The organism is Rhodovarius sp. (assembly GCF_040399605.1).
Taxonomy (GTDB): Bacteria; Pseudomonadota; Alphaproteobacteria; order Acetobacterales; family Acetobacteraceae; genus Rhodovarius; species Rhodovarius crocodyli_A.
In genome coordinates this window covers 1-15,474 of the sequence record NZ_JBBARU010000042.1, presented here as the reverse complement: position 1 = coordinate 15,474, position 15,474 = coordinate 1, and the positions used below count along the sequence as shown (strand labels likewise).

11 protein-coding genes and 1 pseudogene are annotated in these 15,474 nt (G+C 65.0%); 3 read left to right on the top strand and 9 right to left on the bottom strand.

The features are described 5' to 3' along the window. Positions 1-290: 290 nt before the first annotated feature. The 4 genes from ABWP84_RS11675 to ABWP84_RS11660 all read right to left on the bottom strand — a co-directional run bounded on the left by ABWP84_RS11675 (position 291) and on the right by ABWP84_RS11660 (position 4,343). Complete coding sequence (locus tag ABWP84_RS11675; RefSeq protein ID WP_353212205.1) at positions 291-1,130, bottom strand: alpha/beta hydrolase; 840 nt, start codon at positions 1,128-1,130, stop codon at positions 291-293. A 92-nt stretch (positions 1,131-1,222) separates the two neighbouring features. After that, on the bottom strand, positions 1,223-2,071 hold the full coding sequence (locus tag ABWP84_RS11670; protein WP_353212204.1) for an alpha/beta hydrolase: 849 nt from the start codon (positions 2,069-2,071) through the stop codon (positions 1,223-1,225). A 317-nt stretch (positions 2,072-2,388) separates the two neighbouring features. After that, positions 2,389-3,360 carry a tripartite tricarboxylate transporter substrate binding protein gene (locus ABWP84_RS11665; RefSeq protein WP_353212203.1) on the bottom strand — a complete coding sequence of 324 codons (972 nt, stop codon included), beginning with the start codon at positions 3,358-3,360 and terminating at the stop codon, positions 2,389-2,391. Next, entirely contained in the window at positions 3,357-4,343 is a 987-nt protein-coding gene (locus ABWP84_RS11660) for a tripartite tricarboxylate transporter substrate binding protein (RefSeq protein ID WP_353212202.1), read from the bottom strand. Before ABWP84_RS11660 ends, ABWP84_RS11665 begins: the two co-directional genes overlap by 4 nt. A 401-nt stretch (positions 4,344-4,744) precedes the next feature. On the opposite strand from ABWP84_RS11660, the gene ABWP84_RS11655 reads away from it, so the two are divergent. After that, complete coding sequence (locus ABWP84_RS11655) at positions 4,745-5,053, top strand: hypothetical protein (RefSeq protein ID WP_353212201.1); 309 nt, start codon at positions 4,745-4,747, stop codon at positions 5,051-5,053. 10 nt (positions 5,054-5,063) lie between these two features. Here ABWP84_RS11655 and ABWP84_RS11650 read toward each other — a convergent pair whose 3' ends face one another. The 4 genes from ABWP84_RS11650 to ABWP84_RS11635 form a co-directional block, all read right to left on the bottom strand. Continuing rightward, entirely contained in the window at positions 5,064-6,035 is a 972-nt protein-coding gene (locus ABWP84_RS11650; protein ID WP_353212200.1) for a tripartite tricarboxylate transporter substrate binding protein, read from the bottom strand. A 63-nt stretch (positions 6,036-6,098) separates the two neighbouring features. Further along, the gene (locus tag ABWP84_RS11645; protein ID WP_353212199.1) at positions 6,099-6,470 is read right to left on the bottom strand and encodes a hypothetical protein; all 372 of its coding nucleotides are present in this window, start codon (positions 6,468-6,470) and stop codon (positions 6,099-6,101) included. Between the two features lie 41 nt (positions 6,471-6,511). Beyond that, positions 6,512-7,831 (bottom strand): dihydroorotase, encoded by a 1,320-nt coding sequence (locus ABWP84_RS11640; protein ID WP_353212198.1) that lies wholly within the window; start codon positions 7,829-7,831, stop codon positions 6,512-6,514. 90 nt (positions 7,832-7,921) lie between these two features. Then, positions 7,922-10,126, bottom strand: coding sequence for a xanthine dehydrogenase family protein molybdopterin-binding subunit (locus tag ABWP84_RS11635; protein WP_353212197.1), 2,205 nt, complete (start codon positions 10,124-10,126; stop codon positions 7,922-7,924). 38 nt (positions 10,127-10,164) lie between these two features. Between ABWP84_RS11635 and ABWP84_RS11630 the strand changes: the two genes are divergently transcribed. Next, on the top strand, positions 10,165-10,899 hold the full coding sequence (locus ABWP84_RS11630) for a glutathione S-transferase family protein (RefSeq protein ID WP_353212196.1): 735 nt from the start codon (positions 10,165-10,167) through the stop codon (positions 10,897-10,899). Positions 10,900-10,958: 59 nt separating this feature from the next. On the opposite strand, the gene ABWP84_RS11625 is transcribed toward ABWP84_RS11630, so the two are convergent. Then, the gene (locus ABWP84_RS11625) at positions 10,959-14,675 is read right to left on the bottom strand and encodes a hypothetical protein (RefSeq protein ID WP_353212195.1); all 3,717 of its coding nucleotides are present in this window, start codon (positions 14,673-14,675) and stop codon (positions 10,959-10,961) included. A gap of 402 nt (positions 14,676-15,077) precedes the next feature. Here ABWP84_RS11625 and ABWP84_RS11620 point away from each other — a divergent pair. After that, positions 15,078-15,474 (top strand): annotated as a pseudogene (locus ABWP84_RS11620) (IS630 family transposase); the annotation flags it as partial.

Below are 15,474 nucleotides of genomic sequence, written 5' to 3'. Positions count from 1 at the left end.
GTGTGTCTCTGCTCCGCGCCCGCATCATTACGAAACGAGGGTGGCACGGCGGCGCTTAACACGTAAGCCTGCGGCGATCGCAGATTGCAGCGTCCCTGACATAGCCGAGGTCGCCGCGCCCAAGCTTCCACCAAAGGGGGGGGGCGTAACTTTATCGACCGAGAATGCGGCCAGCGAGGCCGCTCGCGAAGGAAACACGCCCATCCACCTCAGCCGCGACCCTGCCCTGCCGCTGGCCGCGCCCGATGGGGCGGGGTTGCTGGCCGACCTCCGCAGCAGCGACAGCGTGTTCACTCGTGATGCGCCACCCCATCAATCTGGCCGCAGAAATGCAGCAGCGTCTTGGCGCAGGCCACAGGCATGAGCGTTTGGATGGCGTGGAAGCGGGTGGGCAGGTTGACCACGCGAATCCCTGGAATACCAGCCCGAATCTGCGCCTCCTCATGCCCCGTCACCACGCCCGCGGTGGGGTAAAGCCCAAGCGTGGGCACCGCCACCTTGGTGAGATAGCCCGAGACATCCACCTTCGAAGCCACGCGGGAGAGGGCGATCAGCACCTCCACCGGTGATTTGCCCATCTCATCGGCATACCAGCGCACCATCGCCGGGTCGGCATCCGGCGGAAAGCGGGTGGCGCCATTGACGTAATCCGACCAGCCGCGGCTGCCCATGATCCGCAACGCATCCTGCCAAGTGGCATGGCCGCAGGCAAAGGCCTCCTGCGTCGCCTTGGGGATGGTGACCGGTGCGGCCAGCAGGGTGAGGCTGCGCAACCGCTCCGGGATGGTCGCCCCCATCACGATGCCCAGAATGCCGCCCAGTGATTCGCCGCAATAATGCACCGGGCCGCCGCCCAGATGGTCCATGATCGCCACCAGATCTTCGAGAAAACCCTCGACATGGATGTGGCTATCGGCGTCGAAATCGAAGGTGGATTGCCCCAAGCCGCGCAGATCGGGGCAGACCACCCGGTAGAAGCGTGAGAGATAGGGCACCCAGGCATGCCAGAACACTGCCGAGCGGCCATAGCCATGCTGCAGGATCAGCCAGGGCGCATCGCGCCACGGGTCGGTATTGTCGTGAATGGTGAGGTGCAGGCTGGGTTTTCCCGGCCTTTGCAGCATGGGCATGGCGTTTTCCTTGGATGTCCTGGCGGAAGGATAGGTCGGTTTGCGACGCGCGGGAATCGCCTGAGGTGAAACCGTGGGAGGAAGCGCCGCCATCAATCGAACAGCATCTCCACCGCGCGCGGCGCCATTCCGCCATTGGAATGGCCAACCCCGGGGACGAAGGCCATGCGCCAGCCAAAGGGCACAGCCAGCCTCGCGGCCGCCTCACGCGCGGCCGCGAAAAACGCCTGGCCGCGGCCAAAACGATGCGGGCCTTGCAGCATCGCCTCGGGCGTCTGGCGCAGGGTGGGGCGGGTGAGGCGAATATCCTGCTCGCCCAGAAGCACCACCGCCGGTCGCGCCAGGCCCCGGCGCAGCGCCGCCTCACCGGCCGTGGTGCCGGCCAGCCCATAGGGGAAGGCCCGGGTGATATCGGGCCATGTGTAGAAGCCGGCATTGGCGAAGACCATGCGATCCACCCCCTCGGCATCACAAAGCCAATTGTAGCGATGGGAGAATTGCGAGCCAGCGGAATGGCCATAGAGGTGGAAACGCCCAGCCGAGCCATCCTCACCCACCGCGCGGCGCGCCGCCGCCACCGCCCTGGGTAGCGCCCAGAAGCTCCAAGCCTCACGCGGGCGGCCGGCGCTGGCGCCATCATTATAGGCGGCAGGGCCGGGATAGGCGGCCTGGCTGAATTCAGGGCAGACCAGCAGAAAGCCGCGCTGCTCGGCATATGGTGCCCAGGTATCGCGATAGCCCCGCGCGGTGCGGCCCGCGCCATGCAGCACCGCCACCACCGGCCCGCCGGGGCGCCAGGAAGCAGGGCGATGCAGCCAGACCGGCATCTCGCCGCCGGCACTGGGCTCGACAAAGGTCATGCGCGCCGGCCCCGCACTGATGGCCGCCTGGGCAAGAGCGGGGGCCGCCATGGCGGCGGGAAACAAACGGCGGGTGATCATCAGGGCAATCCCCAGGCGAGGTTAGCAGGTTACGGAAAAACACTGCTGGCGGAGGGAAGAGCGAAAGGGCTTTGCCCTTTCGCGCTCTCCCACCATGAAAACAATGTTCCTGGACCTTTGAATGATTTTTTTATATAAAATAGTATTTGAATTTTTGTATAATTAAAAATCATTTTGAGTGAGTCATACTATAAAATCACAAATTAAACGAAGGTGCAGGAAACTGAGTTTCCTGCTGGGGTGCTCGAGGGGCAAAGCCCCTCGATCTTATCATCCCACGCTATTGGTTTTTATCAGCCAGTCAGACTATGCGACGTTTACACGGCGTCCAATTGCAGCCCCTCGCGGCGAATGACCTCGCCCCAGCGCCGCGCCTCATCGCGCACGAAGCCGGCGAATTCCTCCGGGGTATTGGGGAAGGCCACGCCGCCCAATTCAGCGAAGCGCGCCTGGGTGGCGGGCATTTCCAGCATGGCGCGGATATCGGCATTGATGCCGCGCAGCGCTGGCTCCGGCAGGCCCGGGGGGGCGAAAATGCCAAACCAGGTGTTCACGTCGAAATTGGCCAATTCGCCCCCCGCCTCACGCATGGCCGGGATGTCGGGCAATTGCGGGCTGCGCCCGGCCGAGGTGACTGCTAGGGCACGCACCCGGCCCGAACGCACCAGTTCGATGATGCCTGTCAGGTTATCGATCGCGAATTTCACATTGCCGGCCAGCAGGTCGGTCTGCATCGGCGCTGAGCCGCGGAAGGGCACATGCACCGCCTCCACCCCCAGCAATTGCAGCATCCATACGGGGGTGAGATGGGTGGATTGGCCCACCCCGGTCGAGCCAAAAGCGGCGCGGCCACGCTGGCCACGCAGCCAGGCGACGAATTCCGCCAGATTGCGCGCCGGCACATCATTGTGGCAGGCCAGCACATTCGGGCCGCGAATGGTGCCGATGATCGGCGTCTGCTGCGCCATGGTGTAGGGCAGGTTGCGGAACAGCGAATAGGCGATGGCCTGGCTGCCGATATTGCCCGAGAGCAGCGTCAGCCCATCGGGCCGGGCGCGGGCCATTTCGGCCGAGCCGATGGTGCCGCCCGCACCGGGGCGGTTTTCCACCACCACCGGCCCACCCCAGAGGGTTTGCAAATGCTGCGCCACGATCCGGCCGATGATATCGGTGGTGCCGCCCGGTGCCACCGGCACGATAACGCGCACCGGCCTGGCGGGGCGCCAGGATTGGGCAAAAGCGGGGGCCGCCAGCAAGGGGGCGGCAAGCAGGCTGCGACGTCGCATCATGAAATATCCATCTGTAGGCCTTCGCGTTGGATCACGCCGCGCCATTTGGCAATCTCGGCCTGCACGAAGGCAGAAAAATCGGCCGGGCTGCCGGGCATTGGCACACCGCCCATCTGGGCGAAGCGCGCACGGGTCTCGGCCATGTTGAGGAAGCTGTTGATCTCGCGGTTCAGCACCGCAATGGCGCCGGGTGGCGTATTGCCATGGGCAAACATGCCAAACCAGGTGTTCACCTCGTAATTCGCCAGCTCCGCCATGGTTTCACGCAGCGGCGGCAGATCGGGCAATTGCGCATTGCGATCGGCCGAGGTCACCGCCAGGGCGCGAACCTGCCCGGCGCGAATCTGCTGTACCGAGGTGGTGAGATTGTCGAAGCTGAACTGAATATTGCCAGCGACGAGGTCCATCATCAGCGGCCCTGCACCACGGAAGGGCACATGCGTGGCCTCCGTGCCGGTGAGCTGGCAGAACCACACGCCAGACAGATGCGGCGATTGCCCCACGCCCGAACTGCCATAGGCCAGCTTGCCCGGGTTGGCCTTCAGATAGGCGACGAATTCGGGCACGGTACGGGCGGGGATGGAGGGGTGCAGCAGCAGCGCATTCGGCCCGCGGATCATATTGCCCACCGGTGCGAGGCTCTCGGGCCGGTATTGCAGGTTGCGGAACAGCGAATAGGCAATGGCCTGCGGGCCGATATTGCCCGAGAGCAGCGTCAGGCCATCGGCGGGGGCGCGCAGCACATCCATGGTGCCGATGGTGCCACCGCCACCCGAGCGGTTATCGGCCAACGCATTGATCCCGAAGCGGCTTTGCAGATGCTGCGCCAGCATTCGGGCCATGATGTCGGTGGTGCCGCCGGGGGCTGCGGGGACCACGATGCGCATGGGCTGGGTGGGGCGCCATTCGGCGGCATCACCCTGCGCGCGGGCGATACCGGGCAGGAGCAGGCAGGCCTGCATGGCCGAACGGCGGTGGAGCATGGGGTATTCCTCTGGTGTTGGTCTTCTGCCGCGTTTTTGACGCAAGCCAGGGCTGACGAAAAGGCCTAATGCGCAGCCGAAAAGATCATTCCAACACAATCATTTGTCTTTTCCGGAAAATCGATCACCGCTTCTTGCAATTTTGGGTTTGATCCGTTGCGCAATGGGGCGTATGGGACGGCCCCTACGAGCCATTGCATCGTAGTGTCACAACGCCGAAATCTGCCACTGCGAAAAACCTTGAGCCGCCGCACGCGACCGGTTCGGCCATATTTTAAGGGAGGTCGGGGCCATCAGCCCTGAATTCACCACTGAGCGACACAATTGCACCCGTCTCTATCGCCAAGAAACTCGGTTTCAAGCCCGGCATGGTATGCGCCGTCATTGATCCGCCCAACGGCATGAAACACGGCCTGCCGGTCTCCACCGCCTCGGAGCCTGAGCTGATTTTGGCCTTCGCGGCCGATCGTGCGAGCCTCGGCCGCGCTGCCGCCCGGGCGCTTGATCTCTATGGCGTGGGTGGCCGGCTTTGGTTCGCTTATCCGAAAAAGGGCGGGCCGATTCGCTCGGATCTCGACCGTGAGCATGGCTGGGAGCCGCTGACCCAGGCTGGGCTGCTGCCCGTGGCGCAGGTGCCGCTGGACAATATCTGGGTCGCGCTGCGCTTTCGCCTGCGCGAGGAAGTGCCCACACTCACCCGCAAGGTCTGAGCCGGCAGGTTCAGCTTTCCGGCTGAATGCCCTGCCGCCGGATGAGGCCGCCCCAACGGGCAGCCTCTTCGGCGATAAAGGCGCGAAATTCCGCAGCAGTGCTGGCGGTGACCTGAAAACCGGCGGCCTCCATACGCCCTCGCGCCTCGGGGGCGTCGAGGGCGCGCCGCGCCTCCATCGCCAGCCGCTCCACCCGCTCGGCCGGCATGCTGGCCGGGCCGATCAGGCCGTTCCAGGCATAGGAGGTGGCGCCGGCCAGGCCTGCCTCCTGCAGCGTCGGCACATCGGGCAATTGTGGCACCCGGGCCTGCGCGGTCACCGCCAGGGCGCGGGCCTGCCCCTCACGCAATTGCGGCAGAATGCCCGAGACGATGATGATAATGGCCTGGATGCGCCCCGCCACCAAATCCACCACCGCCTGGGGAAAGCCGCGATAGGGCACATGCACCATCTCGGTGCCGGTGCGCGCCATGAGATCCACCATGGCCAAATGCCCGCCGGACCCCGCGCCGACAGAGCCATAGGCAATGGCGGAGGGATTGGCACGGGCATGGGCGATGAATTCGGCAAAGCTGCGCGCCGGCAGCGACGGGTGCACCGCCAGCACCTGCCCGGTGCGCGCCAGCAGCGAAATCGGTGCGATGTCGCGCATCGGGTCATAGGGCAAATTGGCAAACAAGGCCGGTGCCGTGGCGATGGGGCCATTGATGGAGACACCCAGCGTATGGCCATCCGTCGCCTTGGCCACCGCATCGGTGCCGATATTGCCCCCTGCCCCCACCCGGTTCTCAATCACGAAGGGCTGGCCGAAGACGGCGCTGAAATGCGGCACCAGTGTGCGGGCCGCGGTATCGGGGGTGGAGCCACCCGGAAAGGGCACGATGATGCGCACCGGGCGCTCAGGCCACACGCCCTGCGCCCGGGCCAGCATGGGGGTGGCGGCGCCCAGGCTCAGGGCAGCGCGGCGGGTGATGGGTGGCATGGCGGTCTCCTCGGTCTTGCTCTGGCATAGCCCGAAGCATGGGGGCCAGGCCAGGGCAGCCCCCTACCCCACAGCATCCACCGCGATAATGCGCCAGGCCCAATCCTCGCCATCCGGGCCCCTTGTGTGCACCGTCTCACCCGGGCGGATAAAGCTGGGGAAGCCGATGGACCACAGGCTGGCATCATCGAGCGCCAATTCCCCCTCGGGCAGGCGCAAATGCCAGCCGAAATCGGCATCATGCTGCAGATCGCCCCGGCGATCCGGCGCATCCGGCGCGTCCAGCCAGGCCGGCCAGGGTGCTGGGTCGGCCAGCCAGGCCTCGGTGCTGGGCCCGCCTTGGAGGTCGAGCGCAAGGTGAATGCGGATGCGCCGCGCCGAGTCGCCCATCGGGCGGCCAGGGCCGGAGAGCAGGGTCATGGTGATCTCATGCATGGCCCCAGCCTAGCGCATTTGCGCTGTCTTGCGCGGCGGGCTTACCGAAAGGTGACCAACCCGCCCTGCGGGCTGCCCAGCAGCGTATCATCGCGCATGGCGACATGGCCGCGCACAATGGTGGCCACCGGCCAGCCATGGCAGAGATGGCCGGCAAAAGGCGTCCAGCCGCAGGGGCTGGCAATCCAGCTTTCCTCGATCCGGCGCTGCGCCTTCATATCCACCAGCGTGACATCGCCATCATAGCCCAGCGCCAGCCGGCCCTTGCCCACGGCGCCATAAACCCGCGCCGGGCCAGCCCCCATCACATCCACCAGACGGGTGAGGCTGAGCCGGCCGGCGGAGACATGGTCCAGCATCAGCGGCAGGATGGTTTGCACCCCGGTGAGGCCCGCAGCGGTGGCCGGCCAGGGGCGCTCCTTGGCGGCGCGCGAATGCGGCGCATGGTCGGAGCCCACCACATCGATGGTGCCATTGGCCATGGCGGCCCAGGCCGCCGCCATATGGCGCGCGTCGCGGATGGGCGGGTTCATCACGGCATAGCCGCCCAGCCGGTCATAGGCCTCATCGGTCTGGGTGAGGTGGTTCAGCAGCACCTCCACGGAGGCGATGTCGCGGCATTGGCCCAGGAATTCCAGTTCCTCGGCGGTGGAGACATGCAGGATATGCGCCGGACGGCCAGTCTTGCGCGCCAGGCCCACCAGGCGCTTGGTGCCGATCAGCGCGCATTCCACATCGCGCCATTCAGCATGCAGCCGGTGCGGGCCACCGGCCTCATAGGCCGGCTTGCGGGCCTGCAGCCGATACTCATCCTCAGAGTGATAGGCGATGGGGCGGCGGCCCGAGCGCATGGCGCGCTCCAACGAGGCATCATCCTCGACCAGCAGGTCGCCCGTGGACGAACCCGCAAAGATCTTCACCGCGCAGACATTGGGCTCGACCTCCAGCCGGGCGAGGTCATCGAGATTGGATTTCGCACCGCCGACATAAAAACCGATATCGCACCAGGAGCGGCCCTGGGCGTAGCCGCGCTTCCATTCCAACTGCTCGGAGGAGGTGATGGAGGGCGTGGTATTGGGCATGTCAAAGACGGTGGCGATGCCGCCCAGCAGCGCCGCCCGCGTGCCGCTCTCCAGGGTTTCAACCGAGGCATCGCCCGGGTCCCGCAAATGGACATGGGCGTCGATCATGCCGGGCAGAACATGCAAATGGGCGCAATCGATGCTCTGGGTGGCGCTGGCCAGCCTCAGGTCGCCAATGGCGGCAATCTTGCCGGCAAGCAGGCCGATATCGGCGCGCGCCTCGCCCCAGGGGAGCACGCATGTGCCGTTCTTCAGGATCAGGTCGAAATGCTGCGGCATGTTGGGTTCCTTATATGGCCACCAAACTGCGACGGCGGGCGGGAAAAATCCACCCGGGCAGTGCCCGCCGCCAATCCACCACCCAAGCCCCTACCCAGCCTGCAATGCCCGCCACACCGCCTCGGCTGTCGCCGGCAATTGCAATGCGGCCCCGGCCGGCAGGGCATCGGCGATGGCATTCATGATCGCCGCGGGTGCTGCGGTGGCGCCGGCCTCGCCCACACCCTTCACCCCCAGCGCATTGGTCCGGCAGGGCGAGGGGGCGCTGTGGCAGGCAAAGCCGGGCAGGTCGGCGGCGCGCGGCAGGGCGTAATCCATGAAACTGGCGCTGAGCAATTGGCCCTCGCTGTCATAGGCAATACGCTCAAACAGCGCCTGGCCAATGCCCTGGGCGGCACCCCCCATCACCTGGGCATCGGCCAGATGATGGTCGAGCACCACGCCGCAATCATCGGTCGCGGTATAGGCGACGAGGGTGACGAGGCCAGTATCACGGTCGATCTCCACCTCGGCGATATGGCAGCCATTGGGATAGGTCTCGGCGGTGCGGGTCATGCCCTGGCTATCCAGCCCGCCACCCTCGGCGAGGGCGAGCAGGGTCACCTTGCGGTCGGTGCCCGCCACGCAATAGGCGCCATCGGCGAAGACCAGGTCAGCCTCCGCCGCCTCCAACCGCTGCGCGGCCAGGGCCTGGCCCTTACGCAGCACCTCGGCCGCCACATCCACCACGGCCGAACCCGCGGTCGCCGTGCCGCGTGAGGCCACGGCGGCGCTGCCACCCAGGGCGAAATCGCTGTCGCCCTGCACCACCTGCACGTCGTCCGGTGCCAGCCCCAGCCGCTCGGCAGCCAGGCGGGCGAACACCGTCTCATGCCCCTGCCCGCTGCCATGCAACGCCATGCGCAGCACCGCGCCCTGGGGGGTGAGGCGCAGCGCCGCGCCCTCGATGGGCATGCCGCCGGAATGTTCGAGAAAGCAGGAAATCCCCAGGCCCCGCGCCCGCCTTTGGCTTTCGGCCAAGGCGCGGCGGGCGGGAAAGCCCGCCACATCGGCATGGCGGAGTGCGGCATCCAGCAGCCCGACAAAATCGCCACTATCGATGCAGGTGTTCACCGGGCTGCTATAGGGCATGGCCGCGGGGGCCAGCATGTTCAGCCGGCGCAGCGCCAGCGCGTCATGGCCGGTTTGCCGCGCCGCCGCCTCGACCAAGCGCTCCATCAGGTGATTGGCCTCCGGCCGCCCCGCGCCGCGATAAGGGCCGGTGGGCACGGTATTGGTGAAGGCCAGCCGCACCCGCGCCGCGATATGCGGGATGCGATAGAGGCTGCCCAGGCAGCGGGCGAAATTGCTGGTGGCGATATGCGCCCCCGCCGTGCTGAGAAACGCCCCCAGCGCCACCACCGATTGCACATCGAGGGCGAGGAACCGCCCCGCCTCATCCAAAGCCAGCCTTGCCTCGGCAAAGCCCTCACGCGCCTGGGTGTCGGAGGCGAAGGCCTCGCTACGGGTGGCCTGCCAATGCACCGCCCGCCCGGTCATGGCGGCGGCAGCCAGCAACGCGACATGCTCAGGATAGGGCGGCGTCTTCAGGCCAAAGGCGCCGCCGACATCGCCGGTCAGCACCCGAAGATCCGCCCCGGTGATGCCCGCCAGCGCATCGCGCAGAAAGCGCGCCCCCTGGCTGGCGGCGCGCAGCACCGGCCGGCCATTCTCGTCGATCCAGGCGGTGGCGTTGCGCGGCTCCATCGGCGCGCCGGCGATGCGTGACTGGGCGAGGCCAAGATGAACAACATGCGGCGCGCCGGCCAAAATCTCTGCCACCTGCGGATCAGCAAAACCCTGCCAATCGCAGGCGAGATTGCCCGGCGCCTGGGGCCAAAGCTGCGCCGCCCCCGGGGCGAGCGCGGCGCGCGGCTCCACCGCCGCGGGCAGGGTGGCGAATTCAATGGCGATCAGCTCCGCCGCGTCCTGCGCCTGGGGGAGAGTTTCCGCCACCACCAGGGCGATGGGCTGGCCAACATGCAGCACCCTGCTATCGGCCAAGGCCGGCCAGGGCGGCACCACCAGCCCCGCCACCGGCATGGGCCGGGCGATGTCATTGGTGGCGATATCGCCGGCCAGCAACACCGCCAGCACACCAGGCGCCGCCCGGGCGGCGGTGATGTCCAGCGCCGTGATGCTGGCATGGGCATGGGGGCTGCGCAGGAAGCAGGCGGCCGCCGCGCCCTCGGGCCGGGTGTCATCGGTGAAATTTCCCCGCCCGGTGAGCAGGCGCAGGTCCTCGACGCGGCTCACGCAGCACCTATGCTGGAGGCCGACATGGAGGCGTTGTGATGGAGCTGTGGCATGACTGGGATTCCGTCTGCTCGTTCAAGGTGCGGATGGTCTTGGCGGAAAAGGGTCTGGCCTGGCAATCGCGCCATGTCGACCTCTTTGCCTTTGCCAATCTCAGCGCTGGCTTCCTGGCGCTGAACCCGGCCGGCGTTGTGCCGGTGCTGCGCCATGCCGGGCTGGTGCTGCCGGAATCGAGTGTGATCAACGAATACCTCGATGAGGTCTTCCCCAGCCCGCCTTTGGTGCCGCAAGCGGCCGCGGAGCGCGCCGCCATGCGGGTCTGGGTGAAGTTGCAGGATGAGGTGCTCTACCACGCGCAGCGCCCGGCCACCTTCCAATTGATGATCAAGAAACGCTTGGCGGGGCTGGGCGGTGATGAGATCGCCCGGCTGGTTGCCGCCCACCCGCAGCCGGACCGCGCGCGTCACTTCATCGGCTGGGCCACGGGACCTGTGGATATGGCCGTGGTGGAGGATGCGCGCGGCCGGGTGGATGCGGTGCTGGCCCGGATTGATGCCGGGCTGCAGGATGGCCGGGAATGGCTGGCGGGGGAGATGTTCAGCCTGGCCGAATGCGCCATGGCGCCGTTTATCGACCGGCTGCGGCGGTTGCGGTTCGAGGCGCTATGGGCAGAGCGGCCGAAATTGGCAAGCTGGATGGAGCGGGTGGCGGCCCGGCCGAGTTATATGCTGGCCCGGGCGCCGGCGGCAGAGTTGATGCAGGGGCCCGATTGAGCGGGGCCGCCCCCGCTCGCTGGCCAGCGCCATTGGCCAAAACTCCTTGAAATCAAGCATCACGAAAAGAAGATATAGTCTTTCCCGTCGACCGACCCATAGCTTGGCGTGGCCAGTTGCGCCTGGCTCAGCCCGGTGAAGCTGAGCGAGGTATCGATCAGCCCATTGCCATCCAGGTCACAATGCAGCGTCGCGCCCTTGAAGCCCTCCACCCCATCACTCGTCACCCAAACGAATTTGCTTACCCCAGGCTGATAGCCCCAAATCGTGACCTGCTCACCTGGCGAAAAATCGGTGATGGTTGACCAGGTGATGGCGGTAGCGGCAGCCCAGCCATCGATGAAAAATCTATCCAGACCCGCACCGCCGGTGATGAAATTCGAGCCCAGCCCACCATCCAGAATATCATTGCCACCGCCACCATCCATGCCATCATCGCCCGCGCCCGCATTGCAGAAATCAGCATGAATGGTGGCAATGACGATGTCGTTGGTGTCACCGTTGATTTGTTGATTGACGATGCCGGCAAGGGGGCCAGTATAGACATCAGGCAGGCTATAGTCGAAGTCGCGATTGCCCAGCCGGGAATAGACTAGGCCGAGATTGACCCCGCTGGCTGCCAGCGAGGCGATGGAGATATCCGCCGCTGCGCCCCATTTGAAGCGTTCGATAGCGGTGAAGTGGTCCTGGCCATCGGCGCCGCTGGTGATCACCACGCCATCGCGCACGCCGAAGCGATAATTGCTCTGCGCGCCGGAGAGTTGGGCCAGGTCATCGCCCGCGCCGCCAGTGATGATGTCGTTCCCGGCGCCGCCATTCATCGTGTCATCGCCGGCATAGCCATTCATGCTGTCGCCAAAGGCTGTGCCGCGCAGCGTATCGGCCAGGGTGCTGCCGCGGTAAGTGGCGCCGGCGGTGGCTTGGCTGAGATAGACAGCGCTGGAGCCGGAATCGGTGGCAGGCTTGTCGGCCTGAGCGCCGATGATGAGGTCAGGCAAGCCATCGCCATTTATGTCACCGGCGGAGGCTACGGGGCTGCCGGTGTGGTCAGCCGTCGAGACACCATTGAGCCGGAAGCCGCTGCTGCCGTTCAAGGTCGAGAGGTTGATGGCCGGCGTGGCGGCCCAGTCAGCCTTGCCGAAAACCACATAGCTGGCGCCGGGGTCATTGCCATTCGGGTCAGCGTATCTGCCGCCGACGATCATGTCAGCGCAGCCGTCACCATTCAAATCGCCGGCAGAGGCCACAGACAAGCCGCATTTATCACCGGCCGAGCCGCCATCAAGCCGGAAGCCATTGCTGCCATTCAGGCTCGCAAGGTTGAGAGAGGAGGCCCAGCCGCTGGCCTTGCCGAAGACCACATAGCTCGCGCCGGAATTGCTGCCATTCGGGTCAGCCTGGGGGGCACCGATGATGAGGTCAGCAAAGCCATCACCATTCACATCGCCGGCCGAGGCGACAGAGTAGCCGCTATAGTCATCCGCTGCGACGCCATCGAGCCGGAAGCCGTTGGTGCCATCAAGATCGGCGAGGTTGACGGAGGCTGCAAAGCCGCTGCTCCCGCCGAAGACCACATAGCTGGCGCCGGAGAAGGTGCCATTCGGCCCGGCCAAATAGGCGCCGATGATGATATCCGCGAAGCCGTCGCCATTCACATCGCCGGCGGAGGCGTCGGAAATGCTGCTTTGGTCACCGGCCGACCTGCCATCGAGCCAGAAGCCGCTGATGCCATTGAAGCTGGAAAGGTCGATGGCTTCGTTGACATCGGTGACGGTGATGGCCACCGCCTTGGCCAGGCTGGTGAGGGCACCGTCGGAGGCGGTGACGGTGATATCGTACACATTATTCGCGCCGACATCGCCCGGCGCCTCGAAATTGGGCGCAACCTTGAAACTCACAGCCCCAGTGGCAGCGTCGATATTAAACCGCCCAGCATCGGCGCCACCCAGCACATAGGTCAGCGTCGTGCCCGCCTCCGGGTCGCTGCCGCTGGCGGTATAGACGACACCAGCGGCATTCTCGGTAAAGCTGACGGCCCCGCCCGAGGTGACGCTCGGCGCCTCATCGACATCGGTAACGGTGATGGCCACCGCCTTGGCCAGGCTGGTGAGGGCACCGTCGGAGGCGGTGACGGTGATATCGTACACATTATTCGCGCCGACATCGCCCGGCGCCTCGAAATTGGGCGCAACCTTGAAACTCACAGCCCCAGTGGCAGCGTCGATATTAAACAGCCCAGCATCGGCGCCACCCAGCACATAGGTCAGCGTCGTGCCCGCATCCGGGTCGCTGCCGCTGGCGGTATAGACCGTGCCGGTGGCATTCTCATCGACGCTCGCGTTGCCGCTGGAGGTCACCGCGGGCGGGTGATTATAGAAGACAACGCTGTTGGTGCCGGTTGTCCAATCCGTGATTGTGATGGTGGCATCGCCGATGGTAAAAACGCGCTGATTGCCGCTGTCAACATAAGTATAAGCGTTGTCACCAAAGTCGATGGTGTTGTTGCCAGCGCCCAGGGTGATGGTGTCGTTGCCGTCACCGGGGGTCCAAATGAAGGTGTCGTTGCCGGCTCCGGCGTCGATGGTATCGTTCGCGCTGCCACCCATGATGGTATCATTACCGATGCCACCGATAAGGGCATCATTGCCTACGCCACCAATGATGCTGTCATTACCGGCAAGGCCATCGATGGCACTGTCAGAAGGGTAGGCGATGAGGGTGTCATCACCGGCCGTTGGAATATTGGAAATGACGCGGGTATTGGCGCCGAGATCGCCCCAATCATTGACCGTGACGGAGCCCGCGCCATCGATGCGGGTGAAGGTGGCTATGCCTCCGGTGGTCAGGGCCACACGCCACGCTCCAGAGCTTGCGCCATCGGTCACCGCGCCGCCTGCCCAGCCCTCCAGGTCCACAATGTTGCTGCCTGCGCGCAGGTTGACATCGTCACTGCCGCCGCCGGCACGCCAGATGATGTGATCGTCGCCTTCGCTGCCATAGATGATATCATCGCCCGCACCGCCATTGATCACGTCATTACCGGTATTGCCGGCGATATAATCAGCGCCCGCTCCACCGTTGATCACGTCATTGTCGGCACCGCCGTCGATGGTATCGTTGCCGCCATCCCCGGTGATCGTGTCGTTGCCAGCGCTACCATAAAGCCGGTCCGCGCCTACGCCACCATCGATGCTGTCATTGCCAGAAAGGCCGTCGATGGTACTGCCAGAAGGGTAGGCGAAGAGGGTGTCATCACCGGTCGTGGGACCGGTCGTGGGAATAGTGGAAATGACGCGGATATTGGTGCCAGCGCCCCAATCATCGACGGTGAGTCTGACCGAGGTGCCGGCATCGCTGCGCGTGAAATAAGCGATAGGGGTTCCTCCGTTGGTCAGCTCCACACTCCACGCGCCAGAGGTTGCACCATTGACCACCGCGCCACCCGCCCAGCCCTCCAAGTATAGAATATTGGCGCCCTTCCTCAGGGACATACTGTCATTGCCTCCGCCCGCACGCCAGAATACAATGTTATTGCCGGAGCCGGGATCGATGGTATCACCACCCGCGCCACCGTCGATCACGTCATCGCCGTCATTGCCGTCTATTATATCATTGCCTGCTTCGCCGAAGATCACGTCATTACCGGCATCGCCGCGGATGTTATCAGCACTTAGGCCGCCGTAAATCGTGTCGTTGCCGCCTCCGGCACGAATCACGTCTATGTCGGCGGTGCCGGTGATGCTGTCATTGCCGGCCGTGCCATTAAAATTGGCCATGCGTCAGAAGCCTTTCCCAATTGCGATGTTGGGATTGGGCGAAGTGCCGCCCAGAATGCGCGCAGCAAACCGATCACTGCCCGCATTCGGGTGAGCAGCCGCCACACCAGCCAGCCGGAAGCCGGTGCTGCCCTTGAGGCGGCAAAGGTCGATCGATGATGAAAAACCCATTGCAGGAATTCCTGGTTGGAAATGGCCCGGCTCAGACCACGCAACCAGATTATGATATATAATTTAATAGCATATTAATGGCCGCCCAAATGATAATCCCAATCCCTGAAGCAGTGACTCAGAAAGGAGATTCCCCGATGCGGGGCTGATCTGATTCAAGCTGGTGAGCATTGGAGCCTCACCATGGCCAGAGCCATCGCCCTTCGATCCGACTTTACTGGCACGGAGCTGCGCGCCCTGGGTATGCGCAAGCTCTCGGCCCGGCCGAAGCACCATGACCAGGCGCCCCAAGCCATCGAGACATTCAAAAAAACTTCCCCACCGCGCTGACAGGCATCGCGGCCGACCAAGGCATCGGCCTTGATGCGATAGAGATATGGTTCGCTGACGAGGCCCGTATCGGCCAGAAGAACAAGATCACCCGCCGCTGGGCACGGCGTGGCACAAGGCCATCAGCGCCGCAGGACCAGCGGAGCGCATCGACCTACATCTTTGGCGCCGTCTGCCCGCGTGATGGCAAGGGCGCAGCTTTGGTTTTGCCCTTCTGCAACACTGCGGGAATGAGCCTGAACCATGCGCCGGGGATGGAGGACGTGGCGGCCGGGCATGGTGTGGCGTGCCATCACCA

Coding starts and splice junctions, on each gene's coding strand:
- ABWP84_RS11675 (WP_353212205.1), bottom strand. CDS start 1,130: ATGCCCATGCTGCAAAGGCCGGGAAAACCCAGCCTGCACCTCACCATT.
- ABWP84_RS11670 (WP_353212204.1), bottom strand. CDS start 2,071: ATGATCACCCGCCGTTTGTTTCCCGCCGCCATGGCGGCCCCCGCTCTT.
- ABWP84_RS11665 (WP_353212203.1), bottom strand. CDS start 3,360: ATGATGCGACGTCGCAGCCTGCTTGCCGCCCCCTTGCTGGCGGCCCCC.
- ABWP84_RS11660 (WP_353212202.1), bottom strand. CDS start 4,343: ATGCTCCACCGCCGTTCGGCCATGCAGGCCTGCCTGCTCCTGCCCGGT.
- ABWP84_RS11655 (WP_353212201.1), top strand. CDS start 4,745: ATGAAACACGGCCTGCCGGTCTCCACCGCCTCGGAGCCTGAGCTGATT.
- ABWP84_RS11650 (WP_353212200.1), bottom strand. CDS start 6,035: ATGCCACCCATCACCCGCCGCGCTGCCCTGAGCCTGGGCGCCGCCACC.
- ABWP84_RS11645 (WP_353212199.1), bottom strand. CDS start 6,470: ATGCATGAGATCACCATGACCCTGCTCTCCGGCCCTGGCCGCCCGATG.
- ABWP84_RS11640 (WP_353212198.1), bottom strand. CDS start 7,831: ATGCCGCAGCATTTCGACCTGATCCTGAAGAACGGCACATGCGTGCTC.
- ABWP84_RS11630 (WP_353212196.1), top strand. CDS start 10,165: ATGGAGCTGTGGCATGACTGGGATTCCGTCTGCTCGTTCAAGGTGCGG.
- ABWP84_RS11625 (WP_353212195.1), bottom strand. CDS start 14,675: ATGGCCAATTTTAATGGCACGGCCGGCAATGACAGCATCACCGGCACC.